We start from the raw sequence: 15,389 nt of genomic DNA, 5'->3' as shown, positions 1-15,389 counted from the left end.
GGCGCGAGGCCGGGACGACAGTTTGGGGTGGGAGACTGCGCGCCGGCTACTTTGCGCCGACCGCCTTCCTGCGCCAGGCGAGATGAACGGCACAGGTGCAGCCCACCGGATGGCTCGCGAGCTCGGCGGGTGCGGCGTCGTTGGCCGGAGCGGGCGAAGCGACGGCGCGCGCTGCCGCGTCCGCCTGCTGTCCACTCCTTGCCGGAATGTAGTTCAGGATCGGCGCCAGCCAGCGCTCGACCTCGGCCACCGTCATGCCCTTGCGCGCGGCGTAGTCCTCGACCTGGTCGCGCTCGATCTTGCCGACGCCGAAATAGAAGCTCTCCGGCGAGGCAAAATAGAGGCCCGACACCGACGAGCCCGGCCACATCGCAAAGCTCTCGGTCAGCCGCACGCCGGCATTCTTCTCGGCGTCGAGCAGTTCGAACAAGGTCGCCTTCTCGGTGTGGTCGGGCTGCGCCGGATAGCCGGGCGCGGGACGGATGCCGTGATACTTCTCCAGGATCAGATCGTCCGGCGAGAGCGCCTCGTCCGGAGCGTAGGCCCAGAACTCGCGGCGGACGCGGGCATGCAGCCGCTCGGCGAAGGCCTCGGCGAGGCGGTCGGCCAGCGCCTTCACCAGGATCGAGGAGTAGTCGTCATTGGCGTTCTTGAAGCGGTCGGCCACCGCGTCCTCGCCGAGACCGGTGGTGACGACGAAGCCGCCGACATAGTCCGGCACGCCGGAACCCACAGGCGCGATGAAGTCGGAGAGTGCGGTGTTGAAGCGACCCTCGCGCTTCTCGAGCTGCTGGCGCAGGGTGTGCAGGGTCGCGACCGCCGTGGTGCGGCTGTCGTCGGCATAGAGCACGATGTCGTCGCCCTTGGCATTGGCCGGCCAGAAGCCGATCGCGGCGCGCGCCGTGAACCACTTCTCGGCGACGATGCGCTTCAGCATCTTCAGCGCGTCGTCATAGAGCGCCCGTGCGGCCTCGCCGACCTTGGCGTCGTCGAGAATCGCAGGGAAACGGCCGGCGAGCTCCCAGGTCTGGAAGAACGGCGTCCAGTCGATATAGGGCACCAGCTCGGCGAGGTCGTAATCAACGAAGGTCTTGACGCCGAGGAAGGTCGGCTTCACCGGCTTCGCCTTGGCGAAGTCGATCTTCGGCGCGTTGGCGCGGGCGTCCGCGAGCTTCAGCCGCTTCTTGTCGGCCTGGCCGCGCAGATGCGCAGCGGCGATCTTCTGATACTCGCTGCGAATCTCCGTGGCGTAGGTATCCTTGCGCTCCGGCGACAGCAGCGAGGAGGCGACGCCGACGGCGCGGCTGGCGTCGTTGACATGAACGACCGGGCCATTCCGGTAGTTCGGATCGATCTTGACCGCGGTGTGGACGCGGCTCGTCGTGGCGCCGCCGATCAGGAGCGGCACGTTCAGGCCCTGGCGCTCCATCTCGGTAGCGAGATAGGCCATCTCGTCGAGCGACGGCGTGATCAGGCCGGAGAGCCCGACGATGTCGGCGTTCTCGGCCTTGGCGGTCTCGATGATCTTGGCGGCGGGCACCATGACGCCGAGGTCGATGACCTCGAAATTGTTGCACTGGAGCACGATGCCGACGATGTTCTTGCCGATGTCGTGGACGTCGCCCTTGACGGTGGCGAGCACGATCTTGCCGGCGTTGGAGCGCTCGTTGGCGCGGCCCTTGTTGGCGGCCTTCTCCGCCTCCATGAACGGCATCAGATAGGCCACCGCCTGCTTCATCACGCGTGCGGACTTCACGACTTGCGGCAGGAACATCTTGCCGTCGCCGAAGAGGTCGCCGACCACGTTCATGCCGGCCATCAGCGGGCCTTCGATGACGTCGAGCGGCCGCGTCGAGGCGGCTCGGGCTTCCTCGGTGTCCTGCTCGATGAACTCGGTGATGCCGTGCACCAGCGCGTGGGAGAGCCGCTTGCCGACCGGCCATTCGCGCCAGGCGAGATCGGCCTCCTTGGTCTGCTTGCCCTGGCCACGGAATTTCTCGGCCAGCGCCAGCAGCCGCTCGGACGCGCCGGGGTCGCGGTTCAGCACCACGTCCTCGCACACCTGGCGCAGCTCGGGATCGATGTCGTCATAGACGATCATCTGGCCGGCATTGACGATGCCCATGTCCATGCCGGCCTTGATGGCGTGATACAGGAACACCGAGTGCATCGCCTCGCGCACCGGCTCATTGCCGCGGAACGAGAACGACAGATTCGAGACGCCGCCGGAAACGTGGGCATGCGGCAGGTTCTGCCGGATCCAACGTGTCGCTTCGATGAAGTCGACGCCGTAATTGTTGTGTTCCTCAAGTCCGGTCGCGATGGCGAAGATGTTGGGATCGAAGATGATGTCCTCAGGCGGGAAGCCGATCTGCTCGACCAGGATCTTGTAGGCGCGGGCGCAGATCTCGGTCTTGCGCTTGTAGGTGTCGGCCTGGCCGGTCTCGTCGAACGCCATCACGACGACGGCGGCGCCGTGGCGGCGCGCGATCTTCGCTTCATGGATGAACTTCTCCTCGCCTTCCTTCAGCGAGATCGAGTTCACCACCGGCTTGCCCTGCACGCATTTCAGGCCGGCCTCGATGACATGGAATTTCGAGGAGTCGACCATCACGGGCACGCGGGCGATGTCCGGCTCGGCAGCGACGAGGTTGAGGAAGGTCCGCATCGCGGCTTCCGAATCCAGCAGGCCCTCGTCCATATTGACGTCGATGACCTGGGCGCCGTTCTCGACCTGGTCGCGTGCGACCTGCAGTGCAGCCGTGTAGTCGCCGGCGGTGATCAGCTTGCGGAATTTGGCGGAGCCCGTGACGTTGGTGCGTTCGCCGACGTTGACGAACGGAATGGCGGGCGTCAGCTCGAACGGCTCCAGGCCCGACAGCCGCAGCCGCGGCGCGATCTCCGGCACGGCGCGCGGCTTGTGCGGGGCGACCGCGGCGGCGATCGCGGCGATATGGTCCGGCGTGGTGCCGCAGCAGCCGCCGACGATGTTGACGAGGCCGGCGCTCGCGAACTCGCCGATCAGCCGCGCCATATAGGCCGGCGTCTCGTCATACTGGCCGAACTCGTTGGGCAGGCCGGCATTGGGATAGGCGCAGACCAAGGTATCCGCGACGCGGCCGATGTCGGCGACATGGGCGCGCAGATCCTCGGCGCCGAGCGCACAGTTGAAGCCGATGGTCAGCGGTTTCGCGTGGCGGACCGAATTCCAGAACGCCTCCGGCATCTGGCCCGAGAGCAGGCGGCCGGACTTGTCGGTGATGGTGCCCGAGATCATGACGGGCACGTCGACGCCGCGCTCCTCGCAGAGCTCGGCGATGGCGTACAGCGCCGCCTTGGCGTTGAGCGTGTCGAAGATGGTCTCGAGCAGCAGGATGTCGGCGCCGCCGTCAAGGAGACCGCGCGCCTGCTCGCCATAGGCGAGACGCAGGTCGTCGAAGGTCACGGCGCGGTAGCCGGGGTTGGACACGTCAGGCGAGATCGAGGCGGTGCGGTTGGTCGGGCCCATCGCGCCGGCGACGAAGCGCTGTTTGCCGTCCTCGGCCGCAACACGCGTGGCCGCATTGCGGGCGAGCCGGGCGCCCTCGCGGTTGAGCTCGTAGATGATGTCGGACAGGTCGTAGTCGGCCTGCGCGATCGATGTCGCCGAGAAGGTGTTGGTGGCGACGATGTCGGCCCCGGCGCGCAGATATTGGGCGTGGATGTCCTCGATCGCTTCGGGCTGGGTGAGGATCAAGAGATCGTTGTTGCCGCGGAGGTCGCGATGGAAGTCCTTGAACCGCTCGCTGCGGAACGCGGCCTCGTCGAGCTGCAGCGCCTGGATCATCGTGCCCATGGCGCCGTCGAGAATCAGGATGCGCTTAGCTGCAGCGGCAAGGAAGGCGGTACGCGCTGGGGATACGGGGGCGAGCATCAGGCAGCAGCCTTGTTGGCGGACTTCGGACGGATGCCGAGCAGATGGCTGATCGCGAACACGAGGTCGGCGCGGTTCATGGTGTAGAAATGGAAGGTGTCGACGCCATGCTTGGCGAGCTTCTGCACCTGGCCGGCGGCGACGGTCGCCGCGACCAGCTTGCGGGTCTCTGGATCGTCGTCGAGACCGTCGAACTTCTCCGCGAGCCAGTGCGGCACCGTGGTGCCGGCGCGGGTGACGAAGCCGCGCGCCTGCTTGAAATTGTGCATCGGCATGATCCCTGGCACGATCGGAATGTCGATGCCGCGGGCGCGGACACGGTCGAGGTAGCGGAAGTAGAGGTCGTTGTCGAAGAACACCTGGGTGATGGCGCGGGTGGCGCCGGCGTCGACCTTGGCCTGGAGCATGTCGATGTCGGCGTCGAAGTCGCGGCTCTCGGGGTGCTTCTCCGGATAAGCGGAGACCGAGATCTCGATGTCGGGGTGGCGCTTCTTGATGCCGGCGATCAGCTCGGGCGAGGTCTGGTAGCCGTCGGCACGGGTGGAGTAGGGGGTGCCGATGCCGCCGGGCGGATCGCCGCGAAGTGCTACGATGTGGCGGACGCCGACCTCATGATAGCGGTCGACGACCTCGTCGATCTCCCGGCGCGAGGCGCCGACGCAGGTGAGATGGGCCGCCGGCAGCAGCGCGGTCTCCTTCAGGATGCGCGCGATCGTGGCGTGGGTGCGCTCGCGGGTCGAGCCGCCGGCACCATAGGTTACCGAGACGAAGCTCGGCTCCAGCGGCGCGAGGCGCTCGATCGAGGCCCACAGCGTCCGGTCCATCTCCTCGGTCTTCGGCGGAAAGAACTCGAACGAGATCTTCGGCCTGGGAATCGCGGTGTGGCCGTCGGCGATGGCGGTGGCGAGGTCGGTCATGGCAACGCAGGTTCCGAATGGGGCGTAAATTTCAACTCAAGAGGGGCGTCCCCCTCGTGATGTGCCAAGATAAGGGAAGTGCGTCGCAAGTGACAGCCCACCATAAATGGGATTTGGCCCACCGGGCTGCGAATATTGCTGTTTTTGTCGCTGAGCCTGGCTTGATTGTGGGCGAAGAAAACATGAGTTATATCAAAGGGTGTCTGTGTGTCCCGGACGGCTCTCGCTGAAATATCCAGTGGGAGATGCCAGATATCATCCTGTATACAGGCGGAATGTCCCAACTTCGTTGCGGTCGATCTCTGCATTCGCGGCAGGTCACGGTCGCGATCAGCCCATTGTGGCGCGACGCGCAGGCATTAGGTTGAGCCAATGATCCCGCTTTCCGTCCTCGACCTCTCCGTCACCACCACGGCCACCAGGCCGTCGGCGGCGTTGCGCAACAGCATCGATCTGGCCCGCCATGTCGATCAGCTCGGTTATGTCCGCTATTGGCTGGCCGAGCATCACAGCCTGCCGTCGGTGGCGAGCCCGTCGCCCGACATCATGATCGGGCAGATCGCGGCGGTGACGCAGCACATCCGCGTCGGCTCCGGCGGCGTGATGCTGCCCAACCACGCGCCGCTGGTGGTCGCCGAGCGCTTCAAGATGCTGGAGGCGCTGTTTCCCGGCCGGATCGATCTCGGTCTGGGACGCGCGCCCGGCACCGACGGCACCACGGCCTATGCGCTGCGCAGCCGGCTCGATCGCCGCGAGGGTGATGACTTCCTGGAGCGGCTGCACGAGCTGATGCTGTGGGAGACCCGCGAATTTCCCGCCGGCCATCCCTACAACAACGTCGTCGCCATGCCCGACGACGCGCCGCTGCCGCCGATCTGGCTGCTCGGCTCCAGCGACTATTCCAGCGAGCTGTCGGCCCAGCTCGGCATGGGGTTTGGCTTTGCGCATCATTTTGCCAGCCACGACGCGGTCGACGCGATGCGAACCTACCGCGCGCATTTCACGCCGTCGCGCTGGCGGTCGCAGCCGCATGCGATCCTAGCGGTCGCGGTGGTGACGGCCGAGACCGACGCCGAGGCTGAGCGGCTGGCGTCGTCGATGGACCTCAACCGTTTGCGGCGCGACCGCGGCCAGTTCCTGCCGCTGCCGAGCCCCGAGGAGGCGGCGGCCACCATGTATACAGACGCGGACCGCGCCTCGATCGCCCGCAACCGGTCGCGGCTGTTCGTGGGTAGCCCGGCGACGGTGCGAGCCAAGCTCGATCCGATGATCGCGGCAAGCCAGGCCGACGAGCTGATGGTGATCACCGCGACCTTCGACCACGACGCCCGCAAGCGCTCCTACAGCCTGCTCGCCGACGCCTTCGGCCTGGAGCGGAAGGCGGCGGCGTGAGCATCGACGCCGCGCGTCGCTGGTCTCACCACGTGATCAGGGGCGAGCGATGCAGGAAGCTGTCGTCGCTCACCTGATCCAGGACGAAGCGCGCGACGTCGGCCCGCGCGATCGTGCCGCCATGAAAGTCGGTGAGATCCGTCAGCGCGCGCACTGTGTGTCCGCCCGGCTTGTCGTTCAGCACCGAGGGACGAACGACCACCCAGTCGAGCCCGCTATTGCCGATGATCGCCTCCTGCCGATTCTTATCGGCGTAGACCTTGCGCAGCAGCAGCGGAAAGATCAGCCGGTCGAACAGAAAGCCGCCGTGCCCGGCGCTGTCGCCGGCGCCAATTCCCGTGATGGCAACCAGCCGCGAGACGCGCTCAGCCCGCATTGCGTCGAGCAGCGAGCGCGTCACGGTCGAGAGCAGCGTCACCTCCCGGAATGGACCGGCCGGCGTGCCCAAGGCACTGATGACGGCGTCCTGACCCTTCAGCGCCTTCCGCAACGTCGCTTCGTCACGGGCGTCACCGACGATCAGATGCGCGCCTTGCAGATCGCCGGCCTTCCCCGGCGAGCGCACCAGCGCGGTGACATTGTCGCCGCGCGCCAGCGCCTCGCGCACGATCAGCCGGCCGGTGCCGCCGGTCGCGCCGAGAACCAGGATGTTCGGCTTCGCGCCATTGGCGCTATCACGCGTGGAATGAGTCATGATGACCTCCTGAGACTTGGCATGGGACGCGTCCGCGGAGGCGCCCCACAGTTTGGCTTTGGTGGATGATCAGGGCTTGTTGCCGTCAGGCGGCGGTCGCGATGTCAGCGACGAAGTCGCGATAGGAGCGCAGGGGACGACCCAGCAGCGCCGTCAGGCGCGCGACGTCGCCGGCCTCAGGCACCATGCCGTCGGTCAGGAAGCGCTCGGCCATCAGCCGCATGTCGAACGCCATCCAGCTCGGCATGACCTGCCGGAGGTTGGTCTCGAACTGCGCGGTGTTGTCGCCGCCATAGGCGATCGTGCGGCCCAGCACGTCAGACCAGATCGCAGCGGCATCAGCGCCGGTCAGCGTGTCCGGACCGACCAGGTTGATGCGATCGAGCGGCAGCGGCACGGCTGACTGCTCGCGGCGGATCAGCTCGATCGCTGCGATCTCGCCGATGTCGCTGACGTCGATCATGGCAAGGCCCTTGGCTCCGATCGGCATCGGGTAGATGCCGTAGCCGAGCACGATGTCCTTGATCGCGAGATCGTTGGTCATGAAGTAGGCCGGGCGCAGGATGGTGGCGTTCAGGCCCATCTGCTCAATCATCCGCTCGACGGCGAACTTGCCGGCGAAGTGCGGCACGTTGACGTAGACGTCGCTGTGGATCACCGAGAGATAGACGATCCGCGCGATGCCGGCCTCGCGGGCAACGTTGAGTGCGACCAGTGCCTGGGTGAATTCATCGGGCGCGACGGCGTTCAGCAGGAACAAGGTCGAGACGCCCGAAAAGGCAGAGCGCAGCGAATCGATGTCGAGCAGGTCGCCCTGCGCGACCGCGACGCCCGCCGGAAACCTCGCCTTGGCAGGATCGCGGACGAGGGCACGGACGTCGGCGCCGCGCTTGACGAGCTGGTCGACGACGTGACGGCCGACGGTTCCAGTGGCGCCGGTGACGAGGATGGTCATGGGATCACTCCGGGTTGGTTGTTGAGACACCCCGAAAATAGCGATCCATATGCGAGCCAATAGACGCTATAAATGGACAGGTCGTCTCATTGGCGGAACAGATGGATCTGCTGGCGCTCGCCGATTTCACACTGGTCGCCCGTCACGGCGGCTTTGGCCGCGCCGCCCGCGCCAGCGGTCGCCCCAAGGCGACGCTGTCGCGCCGGGTCGCCGAGCTGGAGGCGAGCCTCGACATCAGGCTGATCGAGCGCGGCGGGCGCGCGCTGAAGCTGACCGAGGAGGGGCGGGCGCTGTTCGAGCGGGCGGGCGCGCTGCTCACCGAGCTCGACGAGACCGTGGCTGCGATCTCCTCGGGCGGCGACACGCCTCGCGGCCGCCTGCGGATCAGCGCGCCGCTGCTGTTCTCGCAAACCGCGATGGGCAAGCTCGCCGCGTCGTTCGCGCTTCGATATCCCGAGGTCCGGCTCGACGTGACGACCGACGACCGGGCCGTCGACATGGTCGAGGAGGGCTATGATCTGGTGATCCGGGTCAATCCCGATCCCGATGACCGGCTGGTCGGGCGCATCTTCCTGCGCGACCAGATGGTGGTCGTGGCGAGCCCAGCCCTGACGAGGCCGGCGGACGGCGCGCGCGTTCCTGCGGTCGTTCGCAGCACCGAGCAGATCGCAGCGTGGGACGTCACGGCTACAAAGGGACGATCGCGCATCGCAATCGATCCGATCCTGCGGCTGTCATCGCTGATCATGGTGCGCGATGCGGTCCGTGCCGGGGTCGGCGCCGCATGCCTGCCGCTCTCGCTCGCCAGCCACGACCTCGCTGCAGGCCGGCTCGTGCAGTGGGCGGATCTCGACGCGCCAGCGGTTGCGCTGTGGGCGCTGTATCCGTCGCGGCGGTTGTTGAGCGCGCGCGTCTCCGCCTTTCTCGACCATCTGAAGCAGGCGTTCCCGATGGGAACGCCGGCCGAGCTGGCGGCCTATCTGGAGCTGCGAGATGACGGTCCGATCACTCCATCCGCTCGCTGAATGTCGCCCGGAACGGGTGCGCCGGATAGACGCCGACGATGCGCAGCTCGCGCGAGAAGAACTTCAGCTCCTCCAGTGCGAAAGCGAGGCCCTTGTCGTTCGGGTGGCCGTCGACATCGGCATAGAATTGCGTGGCGAAGAAGTTGCCGTCGACCATGTAGCTTTCGAGCTTGGTCATGTTGACGCCGTTGGTGGCGAAGCCGCCGAGCGCCTTGTAGAGCGCAGCCGGCAGGTTGCGCACGCGGAACACGAAGCTCGTGACCAGCGGCCCGGAATTCTGCTCGGCCCACTGCTCCTGGCGCGCCAGCACGACGAAGCGGGTGGTGTTGTGGGCTTCGTCCTCGATGTCCTCGGCGAGGATGTCGAGGCCGTAGATCTCGGCTGCCAGCCGCGAGGCGATCGCCGCGACGCTCCTGTCGCCGCGCTGGGAGACGTCCCGCGCGCTGCCCGCGGTGTCGCCGGCCACGATCGGCCGGACGCCGAGCTGGCGGATGATGCGGCGGCACTGGCCGAGCGCGTGAACGTGGCTTTCGACGGTCTTGATGTCGGCGAGCTTGGTGCCCTTCAGCGCCATCAACTGGTGGCGGACCGGCAGGAACCACTCGCCGATGATGTAGAGGCCGGAGGCCGGCAGCAGATGGTGGATGTCGGCGACGCGGCCGGCGACCGAGTTCTCGATCGGAATCATGCCGAGATCGGCCTCGCCGGAGGAGATCGCGCTCAGCGCGTCCTCGAAGGTCGCGCAGGGCATGGCCTCGGCGGTCGGATAGGCCTCGGAGATGGCGATGTGGGAATTGGCTCCCGGCTCGCCCTGGAATGCGATTTTCAAGATCTTGCTCATGTGGGGCCTTGTAGCAGCTTAGGTCTTGGACAGCAGCCGGCGTGCGGTTTCGAGATCGGCCGGGGTGTCGACGCCGCGGGGCACGGCGTCGACGACCATCACGTCGATCCGCATGCCGGCTTCCAGCGCCCGCAGCTGTTCCAGCTTCTCCTGCTGCTCCAGCGGGGATGGCGGCAGGCTGACGAAGCGCTCCAGCGCCGCCCGCCGGTAGGCATAGAGGCCGATATGATGGTACCTTGGTCCGTCGCCATGCGGCGCCGTGGCCCGGGTGAAGTACAGCGCGCGCATGCGCCGCCCGCCGAGAGGCGACCCGACCGCCTTGACGACGTTCGGATTGAGGCTCTCCTCCTCGGTATGAATCTGCGCGGCAAGGGTCGCGATGTCGACCGCGGGATCCTCGAGCGGGGGCAGCACGTCGCTGATGTTCTGCGGGTCGATGGTCGGAAAGTCGCCCTGCAGATTGACCACGATCTCCGCCTCGCGGGCCGGGTCGAGCTTGCACATGGCCTCGTAGATGCGGTCTGACCCGGAGGGATGATCCGGCCTGGTCATCACCACCTCGCCGCCCGCCGCGGCGACGGCCGCGGCGATTTCGGGCGTGTCGGTGGCCACGGCCACCCGGCCGATCGCGGCCTCCTGCGCGCGCCGGAGCACCTGCACGATCATCGGCTGGCCGGCGATGTCGAGCAGCGGCTTGCCCGGCAGGCGGGTCGACGCCATGCGGGCGGGAATCAGCACGAGAATTCGGGATTTGGTCATCCGGGAACGGCAGGTCGGAGCCGGTCGCAACAGCGCGGGCCGGACTGGATGGGGACAGCAGAAGCGGCCCGCTTATACGGGTTGCCAGAGCACGGGCAAACCGATATCTCACTTCTGCCGCAGGGGGAGGCGCGACGGCTCGATTCCGCTCGATGCCTTGACGAGTCCTTATCTCGACTCCTGGGGCGATTCGCGGTCGCGGCCTCGCGGCCTCCGACAGAACAATGAAATCCGCCCTCGGAGCCTGATTCCAAGATGGACTCCTTCGAACTGAACAAAATCATCGGCGCCGTGCTGGCTGCCTGTCTGGTCGTGCTGGTCACGAGCTTCTCCGCTGGCGCGATCTTCGCGCCGAAAATGCCGGAGAAGCCGGGTTTTGAGATCGCCGTGAAGGAGGCCGAGGGCGCCGCCAAGGGTGGCGCGGCGCCGGCCGCGGCCGAGCCGATCGAGAAGCTGCTGCAGACCGCCTCGGTCGAGAAGGGTGCTGCCGCCGCCAAGAAGTGCGCGGCCTGCCACACCTTCGCGAAGGGCGAGAAGAACGGCGTCGGTCCCAACCTCTACGGCATCGTCGGCGACAAGATTGGCGAAGGCCGCGGCTTCAACTTCTCGGCGGCGATGAAGGCCAAGGGCGGCACCTGGACGATCGACGACCTCAACAAGTTCATCGCCAATCCGAAGGGCTACATCCCGGGCACCGCGATGGGCTTCGCCGGCATCCAGAAGGACTCGGAGCGGGCCGACGTGCTGGCCTATCTGAACTCGCTGGCCGACAGCCCGGCGCCGCTGCCCACCGCAGCCAAGTGATCGGCTGCTGACCCACCAATTTCCGACGGCCGGGCCCCAAGCCCGGCCGTTTTGCTTTGCGGGGCGAATTTCGCCGCATTTGGGACCTTTGGTCGCATCCACCTCGTTCACAACCCGGTATCATGAGGAAAAAGCAAGGTTATTGGTCGAAACCTTGCCGTATATTGGTCCCCTGAATGGAACGGGTTCGCGGGAGCACCTCGCTGAGGCCGGCGAAACCTGCCCTTGCGAATTGGGTTACGATCAGACGTTGGATCTGGGAGCAGCAGCGGCCACGGCTACCACCTGCTTCAAGCGGTCTTATTCAGAGGAAGTCTCATTTGACGATTACCCGACGACAGCTCCTGCAGAGCAGCGTGCTCGCTGCGATGACCCCGGCGCTCGGCACTGCGGCCAGCCTTGCCCCTCTCGACGCCGCCCGGGCGCAGGCCGGCGAGCAGCTGGTCTGGCGCCACGGCCTGTCGCTGTTCGGCGAGATCAAGTATCCGGCGGACTTCAAGCGCTTCGACTACGTGAATGCGGATGCGCCGAAAGGCGGCGTCGCGCGGATGATCTCGCTCGGGACCTTCGACAATTTCAACATCGTCGTAATGTATGTGAAGGGCAACATCGCGTCCGCGGCGGGGCTGGTTTACGAGACCTTGATGACGCGGTCGCAGGACGAGGTGTCGACCGAATACGGCCTGCTCGCCGAGTCGGCGGCCTATCCGGACGACTACTCCTGGGTCATCTACCGCCTGCGCAAGGAAGCGCGCTGGAACGACGGCAAGCCGGTGACGCCCGAGGACGTCATCTTCTCGCTCGAGGCCCTGAAGAAGAACAGCCCGCACTACTCATCCTACTATCGTCATGTGGTGAAGGCCGAGAAGACCGGCGATCTCGAGGTCAAGTTCACCTTCGATGGTCCGGGCAATCGCGAGCTGCCGCACATCGTCGGCGAGCTGCTGGTGCTGCCGAAGCACTGGTGGGAAGGCACCGACGCGCAGGGCCGCAAGCGCGACGTCACCGCGACCACCCTGGAGCCGCCGCTCGGGTCGAGCCCGTATCGCATCAAGGAGTTCGTGCCCGGACGCTCGATCAAGATGGAGCGCGTCAAGGACTATTGGGGCGCCAACCTGCCGGTCCAGATCGGCCAGAACAATTTCGACGAGCTGCAGTTCGAATACTTCCGCGACAACATCGTCGCCCTCGAAGCCTTCAAGGCCGACCAGGCCGACTGGATCAACGAGAACTCGGCCAAGCAGTGGGCCACGGCCTACGACTTCCCGGCCATCAACGACAAGCGCGTGGTCAAGGACGAATTCCCGATCAGCGATTCCGGCCGCATGCAGGGCTTCGCCTTCAACCTGCGGCGTCCGCAATTCCAGGATGCGCGGCTGCGGCGCGCCTTCAACTACGCCTTCGATTTCGAGGAGATGAACAAGCAGCTGTTCTACGGCCAGTACAAGCGCATCAACAGCTACTTCGAAGGCACGGATCTGGCCTGCTCCGGGCTGCCGCAGGGCCAGGAGCTGCAGATCCTCGAGGGCCTGCGCGACAAGGTGCCGCCGGACGTGTTCACCACGGTCTACCAGGCCCCGGTGGGCGGCAATCCCGAGAATGTTCGCGCCAATCTGCGCGAGGCCACCAAGCTGCTGAGGGACGCAGGCTTCGAGATCAAGGACCGCAAGCTCGTCGATCCCGCCGGCAAGCCGGTCACGGTCGAGCTGCTGGTCCAGGACCCGTCGTCCGAGCGCATCGTGCTGTTCTACAAGCCGTCGCTGGAGCGCCTCGGCGTCGCGGTGACGGTACGCCAGGTCGACAACGTCCAGTATGAGAACCGGGTGCGCACCTTCGACTACGACATGATCATCGATGTCTGGGGGCAGTCGCTGTCGCCCGGCAACGAGCAGCGCGATTTCTGGGGTTCCAAGGCCGCCGACGAGTCCGGCTCGAAGAACACGATTGGCATCAAGAACCCCGCTGTCGACGCGCTGATCGAGAAGATCATCTACGCCAAGGATCGCGCCTCTCTCGAAGCGGCAACGCATGCGCTCGACCGGGTGCTGCTTTGGAATTTCTACGTCGTTCCGCAGTTCACCTATCCATTTGCCCGCAGCGCACGCTGGGACCGCTTCAGCCATTTCACGCCGTTCCCGAAATATGCGCGGTCCGGCTGGCCGAATCTGTGGTGGTACGACGCCGACAAGGCTGCCAAGGTGAAGCGCTCTTGAGCACGCTCCATCACCTGTCGCGCCGCGGCGTGCTCGGGCTTGGGTTCGGCGCGCTCAGCGTCCCCCTCCTGAAGCCGGCCATGGCCGCGGAGTTCGGCGCAGACTCGCACGGCACGTCGGCGTTCGGAGACCTGAAATACCCGGCCGATTTCCACCATTTCGATTACGTCAATCCGGATGCGCCGAAGGGCGGGATGTTCTCGCTGATCCCGTCGGTGCGCGCCTACAACCAGTCCTATCAGACCTTCAACTCGTTCAATGCCTACGTCCTGAAAGGTGAGGGCGCGCAGGGCATGGACATGACCTTCGCGTCGCTGATGGTGCGCGCCAGCGACGAGCCGGATGCGGTCTATGGCCTGGTCGCGAAGTCCGTCGCGATATCAGCGGACAAGCTGACCTATCGCTTCACGCTGCGTCCCGAGGCGCGCTTTCACGACGGGTCCAAGATCACGGCGCACGACGTCGCCTTCTCGCTGAATACCTTGAAGGAGAAGGGCCATCCGCTGATCGTGGTGCAGCTGCGCGATTTCGTGAAGGCCGAGGTGCTCGACGATGCGACGGTCGTGGTGACCTTCGTCGAGAAGCGCGCGCGCGACGTGCCGCTCTACGTCGTGACCCTGCCGATCTTCTCGAAGGCCTGGTATGCGAACCGTGCGTTCGACGAGGGGCCGCTCGACGTGCCGCTCGGCTCGGGGCCGTACAAGGTCGGCAAATACGAGATCAACCGCTACGTCGAGTTCGAGCGCGTCAAGGACTGGTGGGCGGCCGACCTGCCGGTCAGCCGCGGCCTCTACAATTTCGACATCGTGCGCTACGAGTTCTACCGCGACCGCGACGTCGCATTCGAGGGCTTCACCGCCAAGAGCTATCTCTATCGCGAGGAGTTCACCTCGCGCATCTGGGCGACGCGCTACGATTTCCCGGCGATCAAGGACGGCCGCGTCAAGCGCGAGCTCTTGCCGGACGAGACGCCGTCGGGCGGGCAGGGCTGGTTCATCAACACCCGCCGCGATAAGTTTCGGGATCCGCGCGTCCGCCAGGCGTTGACCTATGCGTTCGACTTCGAATGGACCAACAAGACCATCATGTACGGCGCCTATGCGCGCACCGTGTCGCCGTTCCAGAATTCCGACATGGTCGCGGTCGGACCGCCGTCGGCGGAAGAGCTGAAGCTGCTCGAGCCGTTCCGCGGCCAGGTGCCTGACGATGTGTTCGGCGAGCCGTTCGTGCCGCCGGTCTCGGACGGCTCCGGCCAGGATCGCGCGCTGCTGCGCAAGGCCATGCAGCTCTTGCAGCGGGCCGGCCTGCCGGTCAAGGACGGCAAGCGACTGCTGCCGTCCGGCGAGGTGTTCGCGATCGAGTTCCTGATCGACGAGGTCTCGTTCAAGCCGCACCACGGCACCCTGATCAAGAACCTGCAGACGCTCGGCATCGACGCCGAGTTGCGCATCGTCGACGCCGTGCAATATCGCGCGCGGGTCGAGGACTTCGACTTCGACATCGCCATTCAACGCATGTCGATGTCGCCGACCCCCGGCGACGGCCTCAGGGCTTACTTCACCTCGGACACGGCAAAGACCAAGGGCTCCTACAATCTCGCAGGGATCAGCAATCCCGCGATCGACGCGCTGGTCGCCAAGGCGATCGCCGCGGAAAGCCGCAGCGAGCTGACCTTGGCCTGCCGGGCGCTCGACCGCGTGTTCCGCGCCGGCCACTACTGGATACCGCAATGGTATCGCCAGACCCACCCGATCGCCTATTGGGATCAATTCGACCATCCGCCGAAGCCGCCGAAATACGCCTCGGGCGTCGGCGCCCCCGACATCTGGTGGTACGATGCCGCCAAGGCCGCAAAGCTGGAGCAGGCGAAGTAGTT

General features: G+C 66.1%; 11 protein-coding genes. 5 read left to right on the top strand and 6 right to left on the bottom strand.

Translation table 11 applies throughout. From position 1 onward, the window contains the following. Positions 1-46: 46 nt before the first annotated feature. Both metH and metF read right to left on the bottom strand, forming a co-directional pair. Positions 47-3,913: a methionine synthase gene (metH, locus tag QX124_RS10335; protein WP_315797078.1), complete on the bottom strand. Its 3,867-nt coding sequence runs from the start codon at positions 3,911-3,913 to the stop codon at positions 47-49. Next, positions 3,913-4,830, bottom strand: a complete 918-nt coding sequence (metF, locus tag QX124_RS10330; protein WP_315797077.1) for a methylenetetrahydrofolate reductase [NAD(P)H] — start codon at positions 4,828-4,830, stop codon at positions 3,913-3,915. The genes metH and metF overlap by 1 nt, the downstream gene beginning before the upstream one ends. 372 nt (positions 4,831-5,202) lie before the next feature. On the opposite strand from metF, the gene QX124_RS10325 reads away from it, so the two are divergent. Then, positions 5,203-6,222 carry an LLM class flavin-dependent oxidoreductase gene (locus tag QX124_RS10325; protein WP_315753467.1) on the top strand — a complete coding sequence of 340 codons (1,020 nt, stop codon included), beginning with the start codon at positions 5,203-5,205 and terminating at the stop codon, positions 6,220-6,222. Between the two features lie 25 nt (positions 6,223-6,247). On the opposite strand, the gene QX124_RS10320 is transcribed toward QX124_RS10325, so the two are convergent. Together QX124_RS10320 and QX124_RS10315 are read right to left on the bottom strand one after the other, a co-directional pair. Continuing rightward, entirely contained in the window at positions 6,248-6,916 is a 669-nt protein-coding gene (locus QX124_RS10320; RefSeq protein ID WP_315772621.1) for an SDR family oxidoreductase, read from the bottom strand. A gap of 85 nt (positions 6,917-7,001) precedes the next feature. Then, entirely contained in the window at positions 7,002-7,871 is an 870-nt protein-coding gene (locus tag QX124_RS10315; RefSeq protein WP_315797076.1) for an NmrA/HSCARG family protein, read from the bottom strand. Positions 7,872-7,972: 101 nt separating this feature from the next. On the opposite strand from QX124_RS10315, the gene QX124_RS10310 reads away from it, so the two are divergent. Beyond that, positions 7,973-8,896, top strand: a complete 924-nt coding sequence (locus tag QX124_RS10310) for a LysR family transcriptional regulator (RefSeq protein ID WP_315797075.1) — start codon at positions 7,973-7,975, stop codon at positions 8,894-8,896. Here the strand turns inward: QX124_RS10310 and QX124_RS10305 are convergent. After that, positions 8,877-9,737: a prephenate dehydratase gene (locus tag QX124_RS10305; RefSeq protein ID WP_315734654.1), complete on the bottom strand. Its 861-nt coding sequence runs from the start codon at positions 9,735-9,737 to the stop codon at positions 8,877-8,879. The two genes, QX124_RS10310 and QX124_RS10305, sit on opposite strands and share 20 nt — an antisense overlap. 18 nt (positions 9,738-9,755) lie before the next feature. Beyond that, positions 9,756-10,496: a 3-deoxy-manno-octulosonate cytidylyltransferase gene (locus QX124_RS10300; RefSeq protein WP_315783707.1), complete on the bottom strand. Its 741-nt coding sequence runs from the start codon at positions 10,494-10,496 to the stop codon at positions 9,756-9,758. A 255-nt stretch (positions 10,497-10,751) separates the two neighbouring features. On the opposite strand from QX124_RS10300, the gene QX124_RS10295 reads away from it, so the two are divergent. The 3 genes from QX124_RS10295 (at position 10,752) to QX124_RS10285 (ending at position 15,387) form a co-directional block, all read left to right on the top strand. Next, entirely contained in the window at positions 10,752-11,300 is a 549-nt protein-coding gene (locus QX124_RS10295) for a c-type cytochrome (RefSeq protein WP_315734650.1), read from the top strand. A gap of 368 nt (positions 11,301-11,668) precedes the next feature. Continuing rightward, positions 11,669-13,513 carry an extracellular solute-binding protein gene (locus QX124_RS10290; protein ID WP_315797162.1) on the top strand — a complete coding sequence of 615 codons (1,845 nt, stop codon included), beginning with the start codon at positions 11,669-11,671 and terminating at the stop codon, positions 13,511-13,513. Next, a complete protein-coding gene (locus QX124_RS10285; protein ID WP_315797074.1) occupies positions 13,510-15,387 on the top strand; it encodes an extracellular solute-binding protein in 1,878 nt (625 codons plus the stop codon). Before QX124_RS10290 ends, QX124_RS10285 begins: the two co-directional genes overlap by 4 nt. The last annotated feature ends 2 nt before the right edge of the window (positions 15,388-15,389 follow it).

The sequence above is a fragment of the Bradyrhizobium sp. SZCCHNRI3043 genome (assembly GCF_032377735.1).
Taxonomy (GTDB): Bacteria; Pseudomonadota; Alphaproteobacteria; order Rhizobiales; family Xanthobacteraceae; genus Bradyrhizobium.
Note: the sequence above shows the minus strand (reverse complement) of the source record. Positions and strands in the feature narration are given on the sequence as shown.

What these genes read in the sequence shown, in the direction of transcription:
- metH (WP_315797078.1), bottom strand. Translation starts at nt 3,913, where the DNA reads ATGCTCGCCCCCGTATCCCCAGCGCGTACCGCCTTCCTTGCCGCTGCA.
- metF (WP_315797077.1), bottom strand. Translation starts at nt 4,830, where the DNA reads ATGACCGACCTCGCCACCGCCATCGCCGACGGCCACACCGCGATTCCC.
- QX124_RS10325 (WP_315753467.1), top strand. Translation starts at nt 5,203, where the DNA reads ATGATCCCGCTTTCCGTCCTCGACCTCTCCGTCACCACCACGGCCACC.
- QX124_RS10320 (WP_315772621.1), bottom strand. Translation starts at nt 6,916, where the DNA reads ATGACTCATTCCACGCGTGATAGCGCCAATGGCGCGAAGCCGAACATC.
- QX124_RS10315 (WP_315797076.1), bottom strand. Translation starts at nt 7,871, where the DNA reads ATGACCATCCTCGTCACCGGCGCCACTGGAACCGTCGGCCGTCACGTC.
- QX124_RS10310 (WP_315797075.1), top strand. Translation starts at nt 7,973, where the DNA reads ATGGATCTGCTGGCGCTCGCCGATTTCACACTGGTCGCCCGTCACGGC.
- QX124_RS10305 (WP_315734654.1), bottom strand. Translation starts at nt 9,737, where the DNA reads ATGAGCAAGATCTTGAAAATCGCATTCCAGGGCGAGCCGGGAGCCAAT.
- QX124_RS10300 (WP_315783707.1), bottom strand. Translation starts at nt 10,496, where the DNA reads ATGACCAAATCCCGAATTCTCGTGCTGATTCCCGCCCGCATGGCGTCG.
- QX124_RS10295 (WP_315734650.1), top strand. Translation starts at nt 10,752, where the DNA reads ATGGACTCCTTCGAACTGAACAAAATCATCGGCGCCGTGCTGGCTGCC.
- QX124_RS10290 (WP_315797162.1), top strand. Translation starts at nt 11,669, where the DNA reads ATGACCCCGGCGCTCGGCACTGCGGCCAGCCTTGCCCCTCTCGACGCC.